Here is an 18,897-nt window from a genome sequence, read left to right as displayed (position 1 = left end):
AGGGAAACGGCGGCGGCGCTCGGTCACATGTTCAGTGGGCATTGCCGGCAACCACGCTGGCTGCCAGTTGATAACCGCTGCCGCGCACGGTGCGGATCAGCCTCGGGGGTTTTTCGGTATCGCGCAGGCGTTGGCGCAGGCGGCTGACAGCCATGTCGACGATACGGTCCAGCGGCATCAAGTCGCGACCACGGGTGGCGTTGCCGATGGTGTCACGGTCGAGGATCTGTTGGGGGTGGTCGAGAAACAATTTGAGCAGGGCAAAGTCGGCACCGGAGAGGATCACTTCTTCGCCATCCACATGAAACAGCCGGTGGCTGATCATGTCCAGGCGCCACTCATCAAACACCAGCACATCCCCGCCTACGCTGCGTTCCTGGCCAAACTGGCAACGGCGCAATAGCGCTTTGATCCGCGCCTGCAGCTCACGGGGGCTGAAGGGTTTGCCGATGTAGTCATCGGCTCCCAGCTCCAGGCCGATCACGCGGTCGGCTTCGTCAGAGCTGGCAGTGAGCATGATGATCGGCACCTGCGCCTGGCGCGGGTGCTGGCGGATCCAGCGGCAGAGGCTGAAACCGTCTTCGTCCGGCAACATCACATCAAGGATGACCAGGTCGCACGGCGCCTCGTTCATCGCCTGGCGGAACCCCGCGCCATCCGGCACGCCACGCACCTGGAAACCGGCGCGACTGAGGTAGGTCTGCAGCAACTCGCGGATTTCCTGGTCGTCGTCGACGAGGAGAATGGATTTACTGATTACGCTCACGGGGTCCTCCTTGTTGTTATGGCCAAGCTTAAGTCATTTGTTGCTCTCAAGGGCCCCTTCGACTTGCTCGCAATGGGGCCATCACGGCCTACGCAAACGCCTGCTCCAAAGCCACGCCAGCCCCGGTCAATCCAGAATACGGGGCTGTCACCAACCACACCGGAATGCCCTTGAAGTAGTCGCTCATGCAGCCTTTGTCCGCGAAGCTCTTGGCGAAACCGCTGCTGATAAAGAAGTCGGCAAACCTCGGTATCACGCCGCCCACGATGTACACGCCACCTCGCCCGCCGGTGGTCAGCACGTTGTTGCCGGCTACTCGGCCCAGCCAGATGCTGAACTGGTCTAACACGTCCATCGCCACCGGGTCGCCGGCCAGGCCTGCCGCCGTGATGGCTTCGGGCGTGTCCAGCACCGGAGGGTGCCCGTCCACTGCACAAATCGCTCGATACAGGCGCGGCAAGCCGCCTCCGCTCAAGGCGGTTTCGGCGCTGACGTGGCCGATCTCGTTGTAGATGTGCTGCCACAACTGGGTTTCCCGCGGGCTGCTCAAAGGCAGGTCGACATGGCCGCCCTCGCCCGGCAATGCGGCGAAACGCCCGCCGCCCAAATCCAGCAATGTGCCAACACCCAGGCCGGTGCCAGGACCAATCACCACCGCCGGGCGCAACGGCTCCGGCGTGCCTTCGCAGACCACACGAAACTCGTCGGGCTGCAAGCGCGTCATGCCCAAGGCCATGGCCGAGAAGTCGTTGACCAGTAGCAGCTCATCCACCTGCAAGGCTTTACAGAAAGCGGTCTTGCTCAGGCGCCAGTGATTGTTGGTGAATTTAAATTCATCCCCACTGACCGGCCCGGCCACCGACAGGCACACCGCACCGATGTCACCGATTTCCAGGCCTTCTTCCTTGAGATAAACCTTGATCGCCTCTTCGGGGCTGGAATGATCCGCCGTGGCATGCACGCGGATCGAATGCAACGCCTGGTCCCGCCACAACGCGAAACGCGCGTTGGTTCCACCGATATCACCGACCAGCGCTAGCTTCACTTAAGCGTCTCCAGGGCAGAGGTAAAGGCGCTGGCGCCCTGCTCTGCGGAGCTTGCGGCCAAGCGCATAAATGCAAACAGCTCACGACCGGCCCCCACGTTATTGCCCAGAAGGCCCGTGGCAGGCGTGCGCGCTGCAAATGCTTCGGCGTCCACCTTAAGCTCCAAGGTGCCGGTAACGCCATCCACACGAATGATATCGCCATCGCGCACCCGCGCCAGCGGCCCGCCGCTTTGGGCTTCGGGGTTGACGTGAATCGCGGCGGGAATCTTACCCGACGCGCCGGACATACGCCCGTCTGTCACCAATGCCACCTTGAAACCACGGTCCTGCAGTACACCCAGGAACGGCGTCATCTTGTGCAGCTCGGGCATGCCGTTGGAGCGCGGCCCCTGGAAGCGCATTACCGCGACGAAATCTTTTTCCAACTGACCGGCCTTGAACGCATCGGCCAGGTCCTGCTGATCCTGGAACACCACCGCCGGCGCTTCGACGATCTGGTGCTCTGGGGCTACAGCAGAGACTTTCATCACACCGCGGCCGAGGTTGCCTTCCATCACACGCAAACCACCTTCCGGCGAGAATGCACGGGCCACGGGGCGCAGGATGGTTTCGTCGAGGCTTTCGATCGGACCGTCGCGCCAGACCAGCTCGCCATCCACCAGGAACGGTTCCTGGATATAACGGCTCAGGCCCTTGCCAGCCACGGTGTTGACGTCTTCATGGAGCAGGCCGGCTTCAAGCAGTTCACGGATCAGGAACGACATGCCGCCCGCCGCCTGGAAGTGGTTGATGTCCGCCTTGCCGTTCGGATACACGTGGGACAGGGTCGGCACCACCTCGGAGAGGTCGGCCATGTCCTGCCAGGTGAGAATAATGCCCGCCGACATGGCGATAGCCGGCATGTGCAGCGTGTGGTTGGTGGAACCGCCGGTGGCGTTGAGGGCGACGATGGAGTTGACGATGGACTTCTCGTCGACGATCTCGCCGATCGGCGTGAAGCTGCCGTTGGCCTTGGTCAGGCGCGTGACCTGGTGCGCGGCTTCGCGGGTCAGGGCGTCACGCAGCGGCGTGTACGGGTTGACGAACGAGGCGCCCGGCAAGTGCAGGCCCATCACTTCCATCAGCAATTGGTTGGTGTTGGCAGTGCCGTAGAAGGTGCAGGTGCCAGGGCTGTGGTAGGACTTCATCTCCGATTCCAGCAGCTCTTCGCGGGTCGCCTTGCCTTCGGCATAGCGCTGGCGCACATCGGCTTTCTGTTTGTTGGAGATGCCCGACGGCATCGGGCCGCCCGGGACGAAGATCATCGGCAGGTGGCCGTAGCGCAGTGCGCCCATCATGAGGCCGGGGACGATCTTGTCGCAGATGCCGAGCATCAGCGCCGCGTCAAACATGTTGTGGGACAGCGCTACCGCCGTGGACATGGCAATCACTTCACGGCTGAGCAGGCTCAGCTCCATACCGGGCTCGCCTTGAGTCACGCCGTCGCACATGGCGGGGGTGCCACCGGCGAACTGGCCGACCGAACCGACTTCGCGCAGGGCTTTCTTGATCTGTTCCGGGAAGTGTTCGTACGGCTGATGCGCCGAGAGCATGTCGTTATATGACGAAACAATTGCCACGTTGGCGGCATTCATCATACGCAGGCTATTTTTATCTTCAGTGCCGCAACCGGCCACGCCGTGGGCGAAGTTGGCGCATTGCAGCTTACCGCGCATCGGACCGTCGATGGCTGCACCGCGAATGAGCGCAAGGTAAGCCTCGCGAGTGACGCGGCTGCGGGCGATAAGCCGTTCGGTGACCTCAAGAACGCGGGGATGCATGTGTAGAACTCCAGGCTAACGGATGTGGCGACCCTCGTTCCTGGGTTGATCAAACGCCCGCAGCGCATGGGATGGCAGGTAGGCATTTGGATCATCGGACCAGTTGATTCAGGTCACTCGTTGTAGATTGAACAAAATATTGCCACTAAAAAGGCTTGTTTTCTATTTTTATGCGAATAATCTTGTAATTCTTACAACAAATCGACGACAGGCACTCTCCAATGACTCTTCGTATCGCAATCAATGGTTTTGGCCGTATCGGCCGTAATGTCCTGCGCGCACTGTATACCCAAGGCTACCGCCAGGATTTGCAGATCGTCGCCATCAATGATCTGGGCGACAGTTCGATCAACGCCCACCTGCTCAAATACGACACCGTGCATGGCACTTTCGAAGCAGAGGTCGCACACGATCAGGAAAGCCTGACCGTCAATGGTGACCGGATTGCCGTCAGTGCCATTCGCAACCCGGCCGACCTGCCATGGGCTGCACACAAGATCGACGTGGTGTTCGAATGCACCGGTCTGTTCACTGACCGTGACAAGGCTGCCGCCCATATTACTGCTGGCGCGCGCAAGGTGATCATCTCTGCACCGGCCAAGGGCGCGGACGCCACTGTGGTCTACGGCGTGAACCACGACATTTTGCGTCAATCCCACCAGATCATCTCCAACGCCTCGTGCACCACCAACTGCCTGGCGCCTGTGGCCCAAGTGCTGCACCGCGAGCTGGGTATCGAAAGCGGCCTGATGACCACGATTCACGCCTACACCAACGACCAGAACCTCACCGACGTCTACCACACCGACCCGTACCGCGCGCGTTCGGCCACCCAGAACATGATACCGAGCAAGACCGGCGCGGCTGAAGCGGTCGGCCTGGTGCTGCCGGAACTGGCGGGCAAACTGACCGGCATGGCCGTGCGGGTGCCGGTGATCAACGTGTCGCTGGTGGACCTCACCGTACAGCTGAAGAAAGAAGCCACTGCCGAACAGGTCAACGCGCTGCTCAAAGAAGCCAGCCAGCACTCGAAGATCCTCGGCTACAACACCCTGCCGCTGGTTTCCAGTGACTTCAACCACAACCCGCTGTCGTCGATCTTCGATGCCAATCACACCAAGGTCAGTGGCAAGTTGCTGAAAGTGCTGGCGTGGTACGACAACGAGTGGGGCTTCTCCAACCGTATGCTGGATAACTGCCTGGCGCTGTGCAACGCCGAGTAATCCAGTGGGAGTGGGCTTGTGTGGGAGCGGGCTTGCTCGCTCCCACACTTGTCCTGTGCAAAACCGCTCAAAGTGCCCCTTGCCATTTGAGTTGATGATAAGCATTATCATTAACTGCATATCGGTCTGGTATCACTGTGAGCCAATCTCGCTTCAACCATGTCTTTCTCACCCAACGGGTGATTCTGCTTCGCACCTTGCAGCGGATGGTGAATAATCACAGCACCGCCGAGGACCTGTTGCAGGAAACCTACCTGCGCGTCACCCGGGCCCTGAGCGAGCGGCCGATCGATCACCTTGAACCTTTTGTCTATCAGACGGCGCGCAACCTGGCGCTGGATCACCTGCGCGCGCGTCGGATCCAGGCCCGCACGTTGCAGGAAGATGTCCCGCTGGACGTTCTGCAAAGCGTCGCCGCCCCTATCAGTACACCCGAGGACGCCACCCAGGCCGAGCAAATGCTTGAGGCCCTGAGCGTCAGCCTGGGCCAGTTGAGCGCCCGTCAGCAGCAGATTTTCATCCTCAGCCGCCTGCATGGTTGCAGCTACCAGCAGATTGCTGATCAGTTGCACGTGTCCTTGAGCACCGTGCAAAAGGAACTGAAATTGATCATGGCCATCTGTGTAGGTGTGGCTGAACGGCTGGATCGGCCTTAAGCTTCACCCGACAGAAGCGTAGGCACAGGCTGTACGAAAGTTGAATAGAACGTGGCGAAGACCCGAGGAACACCGTGACGGACCCGAATAAACTGCGGCCCCATGAGCTGGCTCATGAGGTGTTGCAAGACACGGCTATGGACCAAGCCCTCGACTGGCTGATCGCCTTGCAGTGCCCGCAGCCCGGGCAGCAGGCCGAATTTGAAGCCTGGCTGACGCGTGACCCGGCTCACGTCCGCGCCTTCGGCAAGGCCCAGGCAGCCTGGGGTGGCGCGCCGGTACACAGCGCCGCCGTTGCCCTGGCCGTGCCACGCAAGCCCAGCGCCTGGCGCCGGGTCAAACCGCATTGGAAACCGTTGGCCACCGCCGCCGTGCTGTTGATCGGCCTGTTCAGCTTCAGCGACCTGCCGGTACGTCTGCAAGCTGACCACCTCACCGTGGTGGGCGAACGCCAGCGCCTGCAATTGGACGACGGTTCGAAGGTGTTGCTCAACACCAACTCGGCGTTTTCCAGCAGCATCAAGGACCACCAGCGCATCGCCCGCCTGTATCAGGGCGAGGCGTTTTTCGACGTCGTGCCCAGTCATGGCCTGCCCCTGGAAATCGACGCCGGCCCCGTACGTGCCAGCGTACGCGACACCACTTTCGCCGTGCGCTACCTCAACGGTGAAGCCCAAGTGCAAGTGCAGCGCGGCGATGTCGACCTGAGCAATACCTTCGACGATGCCCGCGTGCGCCTGAGCGCCGGTGAAAGTATCCGCATCGGGCCCAACGGCTTCGGCCAGCCTGCCAAGCTGGACGCCAACAAAGACCTGGCCTGGGTACAAGGCCGGCTGATCTTCGAAAACTGTCCGATGAGCGAAGTGCTCGCCGAACTGCGCCGCTATTACCCCGGCTGGATCGTCAACACCAACGACCGGCTCGCCAGCGTCGCCGTCACCGGCAATTACCGCCTCGACCAGCCCCTGGACGTCGTGCGTTCACTGGCTCACATCACCTCGGCCAAGCTGTCGGAATACCCGGCGCTGGTGATCTTGAACTAAATGAGAATTATTTTTACTCGATAGCTGGCGGTGGTACGTCTCGTCTTAGCCAATGCAACTGATTCTTATTTGTCTCAGTTCGCAACTATAAGATTCGTATCCCGGAGCGCTCTCGATGTCCTCTTGTTTCAACCGCCGGTCCTCCTCGCCCGTCCTGTCCTTGCTGACAGCGGCTATCCTACTGGCCGCTGCGCCAGTGATGACGGCCGCTGCTGCCGAACCTGCGCCGCGCAGCCATGGCAACTACACCTTCAGCATCGAGCAGCAGCCGCTGGTCTCGGCACTCAACGCCTTTACCGCCGTAACCGGTTGGCAAGTCGGCCTGCCAGCGGAACTCGGCCAGGGCGTATCGTCCCCTGGCGCACGCGGCCCGTTGTCGCCGGAAAAAGCCCTGGATCGGCTGTTGGTGGGGACCAACTTGAGCTACCGCAAACTGGGCAACAACAACATCGTCCTGGAAAAGCGCGCAGCGGGAAGCACCCTCAACCTGCAGCAGGTGACTATCAGCGCCACCCGTAACGAGCAGGATGTAAATAGCGTGCCGAGCAGCGTCAGCGTGTATGAACGTGAGGAGCTGGACCGCCAGAACGTGAACACACTTCGCGAGCTGGTGCGTTACGAGCCCAACGTCTCAGTGGGCGGCGCCGGCGGCCGGGCGAGCAACTCGGGCTACAACATTCGTGGCATTGACGGCGACCGCATCCTCACCCAGGTGGATGGCGTGGAAGTGCCGGACAATTTCTTCAACGGCCCTTACGCGAAGACCCGCCGCAATTACGTGGACCCGGAAATCGTCAAGCGCGTGGAAATCCTGCGCGGCCCGGCCTCGGCCCTGTATGGCAGCAGCGCCATTGGTGGCGCCGTCAGCTATTTCACCCTCGACCCGGATGACATCATCAAGCCCGGCCAGGACGTCGGCGCCCGCCTGAAGACCGGCTACAGCTCCGCCGACGAAAGCTGGTTGACCTCCGCCACCGTCGCCGGGCGCGTACAGGACTTCGACGGCTTGCTGCACCTGAGCCAGCGTAATGGTCACGAAATGGAATCCTACGACGGCAACAACGCCACGGGCCTGGCGCGTACCGGTGCCAACCCCGAGGATGCGCGCACCACTAACGTGCTGGCCAAGCTGGGTTGGAATTATGGCGATGACAACCGACTGGGCCTGACTTACGAGAAGTTCAAGGACGATCGCGACGTCAACCTCAAGAATGCCGTGGGCGGCCCGTTCACAGGCGGGCGCGGCTTCAACTTCTACCGGGCGCGGTCGGGCAACGACACCATCACCCGTGAACGTTTCGGTATCGAAAACCGCTTCGCCCTCGAATCGCCGATTGCCGATCACATCAAGACCAGCCTCAACTACCAGATCGCCAAGACCGACCAGACCACCGCCGAGATCTACCAGCCATCACGGCGTGTATTGCGCACCCGCGAAACCCTTTATGAAGAAAAACAGTGGGTGTTCGACGCACAGCTGGATAAGACCTTCAGCCTGGGTGAAACCGATCACCAACTGACCTATGGCACCACCCTCAAACAACAGAAAGTCACCGGCTCCCGCGAAGGCGCCGCCACCTGCCTGGCGGTCGGCAGCGGTTGCACGGCCATCGGCGCACCCAGCCCGATGGCCAGCGACAGCGTGAAAAAAGCCAGCGACTTCCCGGACCCGACTATCAACACTTACTCGCTGTTCGCGCAGGACCAGATCACTTGGGACAAGTGGACCTTCCTGCCCGCGGTGCGCTATGACTACACCCAACTCAAGCCCAAGTTAACTGAAGCGTTCCTCAACACCGTCGACCCGACGCGGATCTACGCCCACAGTGACAAGGAAAAAACCTGGCACCGTGTGACGCCCAAATTCGGCCTGACCTACGCGCTGACCGATCACTACACCTGGTTTGGTCAATACGCTGAAGGCTTCCGCACACCGTCTGCCAAAGCCTTGTACGGCCGCTTCGAAAACCTGCAGCAGGGCTACACCGTCGAGCCCAACCCGGACCTCAAGCCGGAAAGCAGCAAGGGCGTGGAAACCGGGATTCGTGGCAACTTCGACTCCGGTTCGTTTGATATCGCCGTGTTCTACAACAAATACCGCGATTTTATCGACGAGGACGCCTCCGTCGCCGGCAGCACCTCACAGCAATTCGAAGCCAACAACATCAAGCACGCCACCATCAAGGGGATCGAAGCCAAAGGGCGCCTGAACCTTGACGCGTTTGGCGCACCGCAAGGCATGTACACCCAGGGTTCGGTTGGCTACACCTATGGCCGCAACGACGACAATGGCGAGGCGCTCAACAGCATCAACCCGCTCAAGGGCGTATTCGGCCTGGGCTACGACCAGGACAACTACGGTGGCCTGCTGAGTTGGACCCTGGTGAAAAAACAGAATCGCGTCGACAGCACCACCTTCCATGCGCCTGACGGCAGCACCACTGGCCCCTTCAAGACCCCAGGCTTCGGCATTGTCGACCTGACCGCCTTCTATAAGGTCACCCACGACGTGACCCTCAACGGTGGTCTTTACAACCTGACCGACAAGAAGTACTGGAACTGGGATGACGTGCGCAGCTACGACGGTGTCGGCGAGGCCGGTGTGACCTCACCCGCCAACCTCGACCGCCTGACTCAGCCGGGTCGCAACGTTGCGATCAACGTGGTCTGGGACATCTGACCCGCACCACTCACCTCGTCGAAATTTCATCGCCGGGGTGAGGATTTTTTACTGTGCCGCGTCTTCTTGTTCGTCTAGTTGATAACCGCTCTCTTTAAGAGCAATAAGGCGCTCCCCTTCTCAAGGACTTATTCATGACCGCTTCTCCTACCGCAGAACGTCCAAGCCTGCGCTCCCAGCGCCTGAACCAGATCACGAACGAGCCGCACACCAAGCTCGACGCATTGGTCAAAGCCCACGCGCCGTTCGAGACCCAGGCCAACTTCGCGCGTTTCGTGGTGGCGCAGTATCTGTTCCAGTCGGAATTGGTGGCCCTTTACAACGATGCCGAACTGATCAAGATCGTGCCGGACCTGGCGGAGCGCTGCCGTGCCGACGCCGCCAAGCAGGACCTGGCCGACCTGGACACCGAAGTGCCTGCGCCGGTGGCTGGCGCCGTGAAGAACCCGAGCAAGGCCGAAGCCCTCGGCTGGCTGTTCGTTTCCGAGGGTTCCAAGCTGGGCGCTGCGTTCCTGATCAAGCGCGCCGTGGGCCTGGGCCTGAGCGAAACCTTCGGTGCCCGCCACTTGGGTGAACCGGCCGGCGGTCGTGCCGAAGGCTGGAAGCGCTTCACCCGCACCCTCGACGCCTTGGCGTTCAGCGCCGAAGAGGAGGCCGCAGTGGAAAAAGGCGCGGTCGACGCGTTTGTACGCTTCACCATCTTGCTGGAACAGGCGTACGCTAGCGCCCCTGAACTGGCGTAATGTTCCGGTAGAACCGGATCAATGTGGGAGCTGGCTTGCCTGCGATAGCGGTGCGTCAGGTATAGATGCAGTGACTGACACACAGCTATCGCAGGCAAGCCAGCTCCCACACTTGATTGCATTCCAGCTCAGATAATTCGCATTTTCCCTACCAGATAAGCTTCACCATGACCCGCAAACCCCAATCCACCTCGAAAATCGCGCAGATCCTCTTTGGCCTGCTGGCCTACGTCAGCCTGGGCATCGGATTGGTGGCGATCGTCATCCCGGGTTTGCCCACCACCGAATTCATCCTGTTGGCCGCCTGGGCCGCCACCAAAAGTTCGCCGCGCCTTAGCGCCTGGCTGGAAAACCACCGGCTGTTCGGGCCGATCCTGTCCAACTGGCGCAACGGCAAGATCATCACGCGGCGGGCCAAGGTCAGCGCCACCGTGAGCATGCTGCTCTGCGCGATTCTGATGCTGGCGATACTCGACCACGGCTGGCCGATCTACCTGGCGATTGCCGGCATGAGCCTGGGCAACCTGTGGATCTGGTCACGCCCGGAACGGCTTACACCCCCCACATAACGCTGCCTCTAGGCATTCACCTACCGCGCATGAATTGATTTATGACACCGATGTTTCAGACATAGCGCTGAGTGGCGCCCCTGCATTCGAGCCAAATTCAAAGACGCCCTCTGTGGGAGCGGGCTTGCCCGCGATGGCGGTGCATCAGCAACACATCGTTGACTGACCCACCGCCATCGCAGGCAAGCCAGCTCCCACATAAAGCAGATTTGCAGCGACTTAACGACCGGGCCAGGCTTGAACAAACGCCGCCACATCCTCTTTCGGCGCAGTACGCGGCGGATTTTGCGGCGTACCCAGATACAGGAAACCAATCACTTCCTCATCCGCCGTCAGCCCCAGGCCTTTAGCAACGTGCGCCGAGTAGGACAATTCGCCAGTGCGCCACACCGCACCAATCCCCTGGGCGTAGGCCGCCAACAGGATCCCATGGGCAGCGCAGGCCGCAGCCAGCAGTTGCTCGGACTTCGGCACCTTGAAATGTTCCTGCAAGTGGGCAATCACCACCACGACCAACGGCGCACGCAGCGGGCCATTCTGGGCTTTGTCGATGGCGGCTTGCGGCGCTTCAGCGTCTTGCAGGCGCACCGCCTCAGCCAGCAACGTGCCCATTTGCTCGCGGGCGGCGCCTTCCACCGTCAGGAAACGCCAAGGGCGCAACTGCCCGTGGTCTGGCGCCCGCATGGCGGCGGCGAACAGCACGTCGCGCTGCTCCTGGGTCGGGGCCGGTTCCAGCAAGCGCGGCACGGAAACACGGTTGAGCAAAGCGTCGAGAGCCTGCATTGGCCACCTCCAGAGAAAAATGTGCGGTCATTCTAGCGGGAATGAATCGGGATGCCACTAAACGATAATTGCTCTTATTCATTGCGCCCTGCCCTGTTAGACTTTGCGCCCATAATTTGCGCATTCGCTTAGGGCTTTCGATGTTCCGTCCGTTTTTTCGCCTGTCCGCAGTACTGCTGTCCTTGAGCCTGGCGGCCTGCGATGACGCACCCAGGTTCACCAAGGCCGAGCCCGGTGAATCACGGGCGGGCGGCGCAGCGACGGTGAACAAGCGCGACCAGAACGCGTTTTCCCTGCCTTCGGCCAACTTATCAGCCACGCGGCGCCTGGATTTCAGCGTGGGCAACAGCTTCTTTCGCAGCCCATGGGTGATCGCGCCGTCCACCACCACGGCGCGTGATGGCCTGGGCCCGTTGTTCAATACGAATGCCTGCCAGAACTGCCATATAAAAGACGGCCGTGGGCACCCACCGTTGCCCGACGCACCGAATGCGGTGTCGATGCTGGTGCGCCTGTCCATTCCAAGTAGCCCTGCGTATGCCAAGCTGATCGAACAAATCGGCGTAGTGCCCGAACCGGTCTACGGCGGGCAACTGCAAGACATGGCCGTGCCCGGCGTTGCGCCCGAAGGCAAGGTGCGGGTCGACTACACGCCGGTCAACGTTACCTTCACGGACGGCACGGTAGTCGAACTACGCAAGCCGGCCCTGCAATTCACCCAGCTTGGCTACGGCCCGATGCATCCGGATACACGCTTCTCCGCGCGCATCGCCCCGCCGATGATCGGCCTGGGCCTGCTGGAAGCCATCAGCGACGCCGATATCCTGCGCAACAGTGACCCCAAGACGGCCGACAAAGAAGCCATCGTCGGCCGCGCCAATTGGGTCTGGGACGACGCCCAGCAAAAAACCGTGCTGGGGCGTTTCGGCTGGAAAGCCGGGCAACCCAACCTCAATCAACAAAATGTTCACGCGTTTTCTGGTGATATGGGCCTCACCACGTCCCTGAGACCGTTCGATGACTGCTCCGATGCTCAAGTCGCCTGCAAGCAGGCGCCTAACGGCAATGGCCCCGACGGCGAGCCTGAAGTCAGCGACAACATTCTGCGCCTGGTGCTGTTCTACACGCGCAACCTGGCGGTGCCAGTGCGCCGCGACGTCAACTCGCCGCAAGTGCTGGCCGGTAAAAATCTGTTCTATCAAGCGGGCTGCCAGGGTTGCCACACACCCGCGTTCACCACGGCCGCCTCTGCCTCCGAACCTGAACTGGCCAGCCAAGTGATCCGCCCCTACAGCGACCTGCTGTTACACGATATGGGCGACGGATTGACCGACAACCGTAGCGAATTCAAGGCCGGTGGCCGAGACTGGCGCACGCCGCCGTTGTGGGGCATTGGCCTGACGCAGACCGTGAGTGGCCACACCCAGTTCTTGCATGACGGCCGCGCGCGCAACCTGCTCGAAGCCGTGCTGTGGCACGGCGGCGAAGCACAAGCGGCGCAGCAGCATGTGTTGTCTTTCAATGCCGAGCAGCGCGCTGCGTTGCTGGTGTTCCTAAATTCTTTATAAGCTTTGCCCCAATTACAGAAGGGAGCTCGACATGTTCCGTCCCAAGTTGTTGTTCACCAGCCTTGCCGCACTCGCCCTCGGCGCTTGCTCACCGCAAGACCCGCAAGCAGTGACCTCGGCGGCTATCGCCAAGCAAGTGATTTTGCCGACGTACAGCCGTTGGGTTGAAGCCGACCGCCAACTGGCCGTCAGCGCCCTGGCTTACTGCCAAGGCAAGGAAAGCCTGGACACCGCCCGCGCCGACTTCCTGCATGCGCAAAAGGCCTGGGCCGAGTTGCAACCGCTGCTGATCGGCCCGCTGGCCGAGGGCAACCGTGCTTGGCAGGTGCAGTTCTGGCCGGACAAGAAAAACCTGGTCGGCCGCCAAGTCGAACAACTGGTCGACAGCCAGCCACAGATCGACGTCGCGGCCCTGGCCAAGTCCAGCGTGGTCGTGCAAGGCCTGTCGGCCTACGAATACATCCTCTACGACGCCAAGACCGACATCGCCGACGACGCTCAGAAAGCCCGTTACTGCCCGCTGCTGGTGGCTATCGGCGACCGTCAGAAGGCCCTGGCCGAAGAAATCCTGGCCAGCTGGAACAGCACCGACGGCATGCTTGCGCAGATGACCAAGTTTCCTAACCAGCGCTACGCGGACTCCCACGAAGCCATCGCTGACCTGCTGCGCGTCCAGGTGACCGCACTGGACACCCTGAAGAAAAAACTCGGCACGCCGATGGGTCGCCAGACCAAGGGTATCCCGCAGCCATTCCAGGCCGATGCGTGGCGCAGCCAGTCGTCCCTGCAAAGCCTCGAGGCCAGCCTCGCGGCGGCCCAGACTGTGTGGGTCGGCGTCGACAACAAAGGCCTACGCGGCCTGTTGCCTGCCGAGCAGAAGCCGTTGGCCGACAAGATCGATGCCGCCTATGCCGCGTCGCTGAAGCTGTTAGACAGCAACCAGCGTACCTTCAACGAACTGCTGGCCGACGACACCGGACGCCAGCAGCTCAACGACATTTATGACAGCCTCAACGTTGTCCACCGCCTGCACGAAGGCGAGCTGGCCAAAGCGCTGGGCATCCAACTGGGCTTCAATGCCAACGACGGTGACTGATGATGCTTAGGCGACAGGCTTTGGCGGTTGGCAGCATGCTGCTCAGTGCGCTCACCTTGGGTGGCTGGACGCTGTTCAAAAGCAAAGACAAAAGCCCGCTGCTGCTCTCGGCGCGCGATGATGCGGACGGCAAGCACTACGCTGTGGGCTATCGCCTGGACGGCAAGCAAGTGTTTGCCACCCAGGTCGGCCAGCGCTGTCACGACATCATCAACCACCCGACGCTGCCCATTGCACTGTTTGTTGCCCGTCGCCCAGGCACTGAGAGTTATCTGATCGACCTGCGCAGTGGTGCGCTGCTGCAAACCATCACCTCCCACGCCAATCGCCACTTCTATGGCCATGCGGTCATTCACAAAAGCGGCGACTGGCTGTACGCCACCGAAAACGACACGTCCGACCCCGGCCGTGGCCTGCTCGGTGTGTACAGGTTCGAAGGCGAGCGGCTGGTGCACAGTGGCGAGATTTCCACCCATGGGATCGGCCCACATCAGGTGTCGTGGATGCCCGACGGCGAAACCCTGGTGGTGGCCAACGGCGGCATTCGCACCGAAGCCGAAAGCCGCGTGGAGATGAACCTCAACGCCATGGAACCGAGTCTCGTGCTGATGCACCGCGACGGTACGCTGATCAGTAAGGAAACCCTCGGCCAGCAGATGAACAGCGTGCGCCATATGGGGATCGCCAGCGATGGCACCATCCTTACCGGGCAGCAGTTCATGGGGCCGTCCCAGGAGCGTTCCGAATTGTTGGCGATCAAGCGACCGGGCCAGCCTTTCGTCGCGTTCCCGGTGGCCGATGAGCAGTTGCAGTCGATGGGGCACTACACCGCCAGCGTCGCGGTGCACAGTGAATTGCGCCTGGTGGCGTTGACCGCCCCACGGGGCAACCGCTTCTTTATCTGGGACATGGACAGTGGCGAGCTGCGCCTGGATGGACCATTACCCGACTGTGCCGGTGTCGGTGCCGTCGAGGATGGTTTTGTCGTGACCTCGGGCCAAGGCCGTTGCCGGTTCTACGATTGCCGTCAGAAACAGTTGGCAGCAAAACCGTTGGAATTGCCGGCAGGGCTCTGGGATAACCATCTGCATCTGATCTGACGCTCCCCTCTGAACAGGGCCAGTCCTGGCCCTGTTCCCGGTGATAAACACCGTCTGGAATACCCACTACACTTCTACAAAAAATCGCCTGCCAATGTTTTCCAGGGAATCGGAATATGCTGCGCCGTCGCATGCTGATCATGTTGGGTATCGTCCTGTCAATCGTCCTGCTGCTGGGGGGCTACAAAGCCTTTTCCATCTACCAGCAGATCCAGGTCTTTTCCAAGCCAAAACCGGCGGTCAGCGTGGTGGTCGCGACGGTGGTCGAACAATCCTGGCAACAGCGCCTTCCATCCGTCGGCTCACTCAAAGCCTTACAAGGTGTGAACCTGAGCCTGGAGGTGGCTGGTGAGCCGGTTTGATATCGGAATGGTGATTGCGACAGGGATGTCGATTGGCACTTTGTTTACGCTGTTTGTATTGCCCTGTGTCTATACGTTGCTTGCCAAACAGGATCGAACGATCTAAACGACGGCTAAACCCTGCAACGCCTAAAGAATGCCGCTAACTCGACTTTTTACAGACTTTGGAACCAAGGTCCTATCGACCGCCACTACAGGCACGATCTAACCTCCAGGTAAAAAGAAGAAATGGAACTCAAACCATCAAACTATGCCGTCCCCCTGAACACTTGCGTAAAAAGCCAGACGCCATCAACCAGCCAGACAAGCGGTGTCTTGGCCACTGAAAAAGACAACGCCGCCCCCCCGTCCCACGCCACTGGCAGGCCGTACGGCGATCATCGAAGCGCTGAGGACATTCTCCAGGCCAATCCCTCATTGGATATCTTCGACAAAATCGACTACCCGAAAGGTTACAAAGAGCGACTCTACAAGCAGGTGGGTGACTGGACGCCGAACAACCCCGACCCCAAGTCGAGGGCCGATGCTGCGTACAACGCTGCCCGAGTGTTCAGTTACATCGAATCCGGGAAAGACAGCAGAACGTCCAATAGCAGACCCAACAGTGAGGCGACTGATGGCCTTCGGTACGCTGGTTATCCACCCCGTGAAGCCAGTAATGCGGAACTAATGGAGAACTTCCTGCAACACGGCTACTCGGCATTGATAGACCCAGAGGCAGAATCACAAAAGGCGGAAAACACAGCCATAGAAGCCGAAAAAGCCAGGATAAAAGACCAGCAGAACGCCTCGAAAACGGACACCACCAAGAGCGATCAAACCTCAAGGACTGAAAACAATATTGACTACGCCCCGAACGGCGCCACCGGAAGACCAAAAGGGGACCGTCGCACAGCAGAACAGATCATCAAGGACAATCCCATCTTGAACAACTTGCCCTCGTCTATTACGAAAGAATCGCTGTTCAAGCATCTGGGTGACTGGACCGGCAGCAATCCGGATCCGGAAAAACGTGCGGATGCAGCCTTTAATGCTGCACGTCTGTTCAATTACATCGATGGCCTCGACGTAAAGGAATCCGCTAGAAACCCGAGCAAGCAAGGTGACGGCAAGATCACGGGTGAACATCAGGACCCACTCCCACCGCCCTTCGATGAAGTCACGATTGTGAAAGGCTCTGAGGCCGACCTCGTGAAAAAATTCAGCGAGGAAGGTTACGCAGCCTTGGGCAATCACGGCACTCCGCTTGCCTCAGACAATGAAAAACGCCCTCAGAAAATACCTCCGTCCCCTTCCGGGCGGCCTGAAGGTGATAAGCGCACAGCTGATCAAATCCTCAACGCGAATCCAATCATTGGCAGGTTGGAAGAGTCCTTGGCTGGAATTCAAGGTGGTGCCAGGATTCTCGAGAAACTGAAGGCACTGACAGGCGACTGGAGCGAGAACAACACAAATGCCGAGTCGCGTGCCAACGCAGCGTACAACATCGCTAAAGTTGCAAACTACCTCGACGCAAACCCCACCTTTTATAGGCTTGACGAGGGGTTTGACGACATCGGTCCTGGCCATCTGACTGGCTTCACAAGTGATGGCGCTAACCCACACACTGAGGCAAGCGCGCTTATCAACTTTAGCAATAGCGGCTACACCGCGTTAGCGGGTTAAACAGGTAGACACCGACCTACTTTGCAAAAAAAAACCTCGCACTGCGAGGTCTTTTCATGTTGGTTTGAATCGTTTCAACTCTGTGGCCTCATCCCTTGAGACATGCCGAACATAAAGAGCAGTAACTCATGATCAGGCTTGACCGCTGTGCTCGCCTTGGCCACGCGCGGTAACAGGCATTGCCCGCCACTCTGCGTTGCACTGAGCACCTGTGTGCGAGGCTGCTCCCACGCCGCCAGCGCCAAGGCTGCAACGCCCAGCGCACCGACCAAAAATAAACCTCGTGCTATTTCTAGCTTCATCTGGTTAAACCCTTGATAGCGCTGCCAAACGCCGTCTCGTAAAAGTAGCTGAGTTTTTTCCAATCGGTATCGTTCCACGACGAATGGCGGCGCAATTGCAGCATGTCATGGGAGGCCGCCCGATAAGCGGTCAAGCGCTGGCGGCATTTCTCGAAATCCAGCAGCGCCACTTCGACATTGGCCGAATCACCTTCGCCTGTCACCCGCACAAAAATATGCTTGATGTACAGACAGCCATGCTGCCAACGCCCCTTGTGCATGCGCGCCAGGGTGCCGGCCAATTCCTTGAGCACGCGTTCATGCACCTGCTCGCCGTATTGCTCGCGACCACCGGCGGCGTACCAGTTTTCAATTTCGTCAAAGCCATCAAGGGCTGAGGTCACCAGCAGTGCCTGCCAACGGTGCTCGGGGTCGCGGCGTGCCTCGCAAAAGACCATTTCCGGAACGCGTACGTCCAACAGGCGCAGGCCTTTGATGGCATCGCGCTCACGCAGCACGGTGGGACGGCCGAAGGGGTGCAGCCAACTGCGGTAAATATGCCCGGTCTGGCGCTTGCAGTAGAGCAAACGTCCATTGGGACTTATCACGCGCTGCACGCCACTTTCACCGCCGCGCCGGCGGTTGGGCTCCTCGACCCACTCACCCTGCTGGCGCCAGAAATAATCGAATCGCTCTTCGGGCGCTACGTGACTGCCTGCTACGCACTCAACTGCCATCCTGTTACCTCTTGCGTAATACGTACACCCGCCACATGGCGTAGAGCGGTATGAAGTCCAGGGATTCCTGAACACGAAAGCCGGCTTCCTCGAATTCCGCTTCGACAGTAGCAGCCGGTAACACAAATCTGTTTTGGTAACCTTCCTGCTCACCTTTTTTGCGACGCTGCCCTTCGAGACGCTTGCGTTTCCAGGCTTTGAAGTTGCCATCGACCCACAGCGAAATGATCACGCTGTCACGGGTAACGCGCTGAAACTCCCGCAATACCGCCGCCCGATGCGCCGGATCACCAATGTGGTGCAACAGGCGCATACAAAAAATGCTATCCACAGCGTTATCCGGCAGATCGATATCAAACGCGGATGTCTGCAAGGGCCGTACCCGTTTCACCACATCGGCGGGTTGAGCGGCCGTCGCCACCTTCAACATCGAGGCAGAGTTGTCAGCGCCGATGATCACACGATTGGGTTTTTCGGCCAGCAGCGGCCAGAAGCGCCCGGCACCGCAGGGCAAATCCAGCACCAAACCAGGCTCACCGGCCATCGCCAACGCACCACGGGCCAATTGCGCGTCGCGTTTATGGGACAGCCGGCGTGCCAGATTGTCCTGATGCTTGAGCAAATAGTCGTGGGCGTGCTCGTCGTCGTACTTTTCGGAAAATTCGAGCTTTATCGGGGTAGACATCTGCGGATCTCCAGTTGCTGATGCCTACAACCTTAAGCAGCAGCCTGTGATCAACAGGTCAACCCGTTGTGA

The 18,897-nt window shown here is 60.0% G+C and carries 17 protein-coding genes and 2 pseudogenes; 12 read left to right on the top strand and 7 right to left on the bottom strand.

Translation table 11 applies throughout. The features are described 5' to 3' along the window. Positions 1–31 precede the first annotated feature (31 nt). The 3 genes from AACY30_RS08080 to edd form a co-directional block, all read right to left on the bottom strand. Positions 32–766 (bottom strand): response regulator, encoded by a 735-nt coding sequence (locus AACY30_RS08080; RefSeq protein WP_025854798.1) that lies wholly within the window; start codon positions 764–766, stop codon positions 32–34. 88 nt (positions 767–854) lie between these two features. Beyond that, complete coding sequence (locus AACY30_RS08075; protein ID WP_339540120.1) at positions 855–1,811, bottom strand: glucokinase; 957 nt, start codon at positions 1,809–1,811, stop codon at positions 855–857. Beyond that, complete coding sequence (edd, locus tag AACY30_RS08070; protein WP_339470094.1) at positions 1,808–3,634, bottom strand: phosphogluconate dehydratase; 1,827 nt, start codon at positions 3,632–3,634, stop codon at positions 1,808–1,810. The genes AACY30_RS08075 and edd overlap by 4 nt, the downstream gene beginning before the upstream one ends. Positions 3,635–3,855: 221 nt before the next feature. On the opposite strand from edd, the gene gap reads away from it, so the two are divergent. The 6 genes from gap to AACY30_RS08040 all read left to right on the top strand — a co-directional run bounded on the left by gap (position 3,856) and on the right by AACY30_RS08040 (position 10,548). Next, a complete protein-coding gene (gap, locus tag AACY30_RS08065) occupies positions 3,856–4,857 on the top strand; it encodes a type I glyceraldehyde-3-phosphate dehydrogenase (RefSeq protein ID WP_049711713.1) in 1,002 nt (333 codons plus the stop codon). Positions 4,858–4,994: 137 nt separating this feature from the next. Beyond that, positions 4,995–5,513: an RNA polymerase sigma factor gene (locus tag AACY30_RS08060; protein ID WP_339470092.1), complete on the top strand. Its 519-nt coding sequence runs from the start codon at positions 4,995–4,997 to the stop codon at positions 5,511–5,513. 74 nt (positions 5,514–5,587) lie between these two features. Further along, positions 5,588–6,556: a FecR family protein gene (locus tag AACY30_RS08055; RefSeq protein WP_339470091.1), complete on the top strand. Its 969-nt coding sequence runs from the start codon at positions 5,588–5,590 to the stop codon at positions 6,554–6,556. A gap of 115 nt (positions 6,557–6,671) precedes the next feature. Next, positions 6,672–9,236, top strand: a complete 2,565-nt coding sequence (locus AACY30_RS08050; protein ID WP_339470090.1) for a TonB-dependent receptor — start codon at positions 6,672–6,674, stop codon at positions 9,234–9,236. A gap of 134 nt (positions 9,237–9,370) precedes the next feature. After that, positions 9,371–9,979 (top strand): biliverdin-producing heme oxygenase, encoded by a 609-nt coding sequence (locus AACY30_RS08045; protein WP_339470088.1) that lies wholly within the window; start codon positions 9,371–9,373, stop codon positions 9,977–9,979. A gap of 167 nt (positions 9,980–10,146) precedes the next feature. Next, entirely contained in the window at positions 10,147–10,548 is a 402-nt protein-coding gene (locus AACY30_RS08040) for a YbaN family protein (RefSeq protein ID WP_339417263.1), read from the top strand. A gap of 219 nt (positions 10,549–10,767) precedes the next feature. Here the strand turns inward: AACY30_RS08040 and AACY30_RS08035 are convergent, their stop codons facing one another. Next, positions 10,768–11,331, bottom strand: coding sequence for an NAD(P)H nitroreductase (locus AACY30_RS08035; protein WP_339540119.1), 564 nt, complete (start codon positions 11,329–11,331; stop codon positions 10,768–10,770). A 140-nt stretch (positions 11,332–11,471) separates the two neighbouring features. Here AACY30_RS08035 and AACY30_RS08030 point away from each other — a divergent pair, with 140 nt between their 5' ends. From AACY30_RS08030 to AACY30_RS08010, 6 genes and pseudogenes are all read left to right on the top strand, one after another. Further along, a complete protein-coding gene (locus AACY30_RS08030) occupies positions 11,472–12,899 on the top strand; it encodes a di-heme oxidoreductase family protein (RefSeq protein ID WP_339540118.1) in 1,428 nt (475 codons plus the stop codon). Between the two features lie 31 nt (positions 12,900–12,930). Beyond that, the gene (locus AACY30_RS08025; RefSeq protein ID WP_339540117.1) at positions 12,931–13,995 is read left to right on the top strand and encodes an imelysin family protein; all 1,065 of its coding nucleotides are present in this window, start codon (positions 12,931–12,933) and stop codon (positions 13,993–13,995) included. A 2-nt stretch (positions 13,996–13,997) separates the two neighbouring features. Further along, a complete protein-coding gene (locus AACY30_RS08020; RefSeq protein WP_339417333.1) occupies positions 13,998–15,095 on the top strand; it encodes a DUF1513 domain-containing protein in 1,098 nt (365 codons plus the stop codon). A gap of 116 nt (positions 15,096–15,211) precedes the next feature. Then, positions 15,212–15,445: pseudogene (locus AACY30_RS08015) on the top strand (efflux transporter periplasmic adaptor subunit); the annotation flags it as partial. After that, positions 15,444–15,563: pseudogene (locus AACY30_RS27380) on the top strand (hypothetical protein); the annotation flags it as partial. The pseudogenes AACY30_RS08015 and AACY30_RS27380, both read left to right, overlap by 2 nt. 122 nt (positions 15,564–15,685) lie before the next feature. Further along, a complete protein-coding gene (locus AACY30_RS08010) occupies positions 15,686–17,122 on the top strand; it encodes a hypothetical protein (RefSeq protein ID WP_339540116.1) in 1,437 nt (478 codons plus the stop codon). A gap of 74 nt (positions 17,123–17,196) precedes the next feature. Here AACY30_RS08010 and AACY30_RS08005 read toward each other — a convergent pair whose 3' ends face one another. From AACY30_RS08005 to AACY30_RS07995, 3 genes are read right to left on the bottom strand one after another with little or no spacing between them, the layout of a single operon-like run. Beyond that, positions 17,197–17,424 carry a hypothetical protein gene (locus tag AACY30_RS08005; RefSeq protein ID WP_339417275.1) on the bottom strand — a complete coding sequence of 76 codons (228 nt, stop codon included), beginning with the start codon at positions 17,422–17,424 and terminating at the stop codon, positions 17,197–17,199. After that, positions 17,421–18,140: a lipopolysaccharide kinase InaA family protein gene (locus tag AACY30_RS08000; protein ID WP_339540115.1), complete on the bottom strand. Its 720-nt coding sequence runs from the start codon at positions 18,138–18,140 to the stop codon at positions 17,421–17,423. The genes AACY30_RS08005 and AACY30_RS08000 overlap by 4 nt, the downstream gene beginning before the upstream one ends. Positions 18,141–18,144: 4 nt before the next feature. Continuing rightward, positions 18,145–18,825, bottom strand: a complete 681-nt coding sequence (locus AACY30_RS07995; RefSeq protein WP_339470082.1) for a class I SAM-dependent methyltransferase — start codon at positions 18,823–18,825, stop codon at positions 18,145–18,147. Positions 18,826–18,897 lie beyond the last annotated feature (72 nt).

The organism is Pseudomonas sp. RA_5y_Pfl1_P24 (genome assembly GCF_963970945.1).
GTDB lineage: Bacteria > Pseudomonadota > Gammaproteobacteria > Pseudomonadales > Pseudomonadaceae > Aquipseudomonas > Aquipseudomonas tritici.
Note: the sequence above shows the minus strand (reverse complement) of the source record. Positions and strands in the feature narration are given on the sequence as shown.

Coding starts and splice junctions, on each gene's coding strand:
- edd (WP_339470094.1), bottom strand. CDS start 3,634: ATGCATCCCCGCGTTCTTGAGGTCACCGAACGGCTTATCGCCCGCAGC.
- gap (WP_049711713.1), top strand. CDS start 3,856: ATGACTCTTCGTATCGCAATCAATGGTTTTGGCCGTATCGGCCGTAAT.
- AACY30_RS08050 (WP_339470090.1), top strand. CDS start 6,672: ATGTCCTCTTGTTTCAACCGCCGGTCCTCCTCGCCCGTCCTGTCCTTG.
- AACY30_RS08045 (WP_339470088.1), top strand. CDS start 9,371: ATGACCGCTTCTCCTACCGCAGAACGTCCAAGCCTGCGCTCCCAGCGC.
- AACY30_RS08040 (WP_339417263.1), top strand. CDS start 10,147: ATGACCCGCAAACCCCAATCCACCTCGAAAATCGCGCAGATCCTCTTT.
- AACY30_RS08035 (WP_339540119.1), bottom strand. CDS start 11,331: ATGCAGGCTCTCGACGCTTTGCTCAACCGTGTTTCCGTGCCGCGCTTG.
- AACY30_RS08030 (WP_339540118.1), top strand. CDS start 11,472: ATGTTCCGTCCGTTTTTTCGCCTGTCCGCAGTACTGCTGTCCTTGAGC.
- AACY30_RS08025 (WP_339540117.1), top strand. CDS start 12,931: ATGTTCCGTCCCAAGTTGTTGTTCACCAGCCTTGCCGCACTCGCCCTC.
- AACY30_RS08020 (WP_339417333.1), top strand. CDS start 13,998: ATGCTTAGGCGACAGGCTTTGGCGGTTGGCAGCATGCTGCTCAGTGCG.
- AACY30_RS08010 (WP_339540116.1), top strand. CDS start 15,686: ATGGAACTCAAACCATCAAACTATGCCGTCCCCCTGAACACTTGCGTA.
- AACY30_RS08005 (WP_339417275.1), bottom strand. CDS start 17,424: ATGAAGCTAGAAATAGCACGAGGTTTATTTTTGGTCGGTGCGCTGGGC.
- AACY30_RS08000 (WP_339540115.1), bottom strand. CDS start 18,140: ATGGCAGTTGAGTGCGTAGCAGGCAGTCACGTAGCGCCCGAAGAGCGA.
- AACY30_RS07995 (WP_339470082.1), bottom strand. CDS start 18,825: ATGTCTACCCCGATAAAGCTCGAATTTTCCGAAAAGTACGACGACGAG.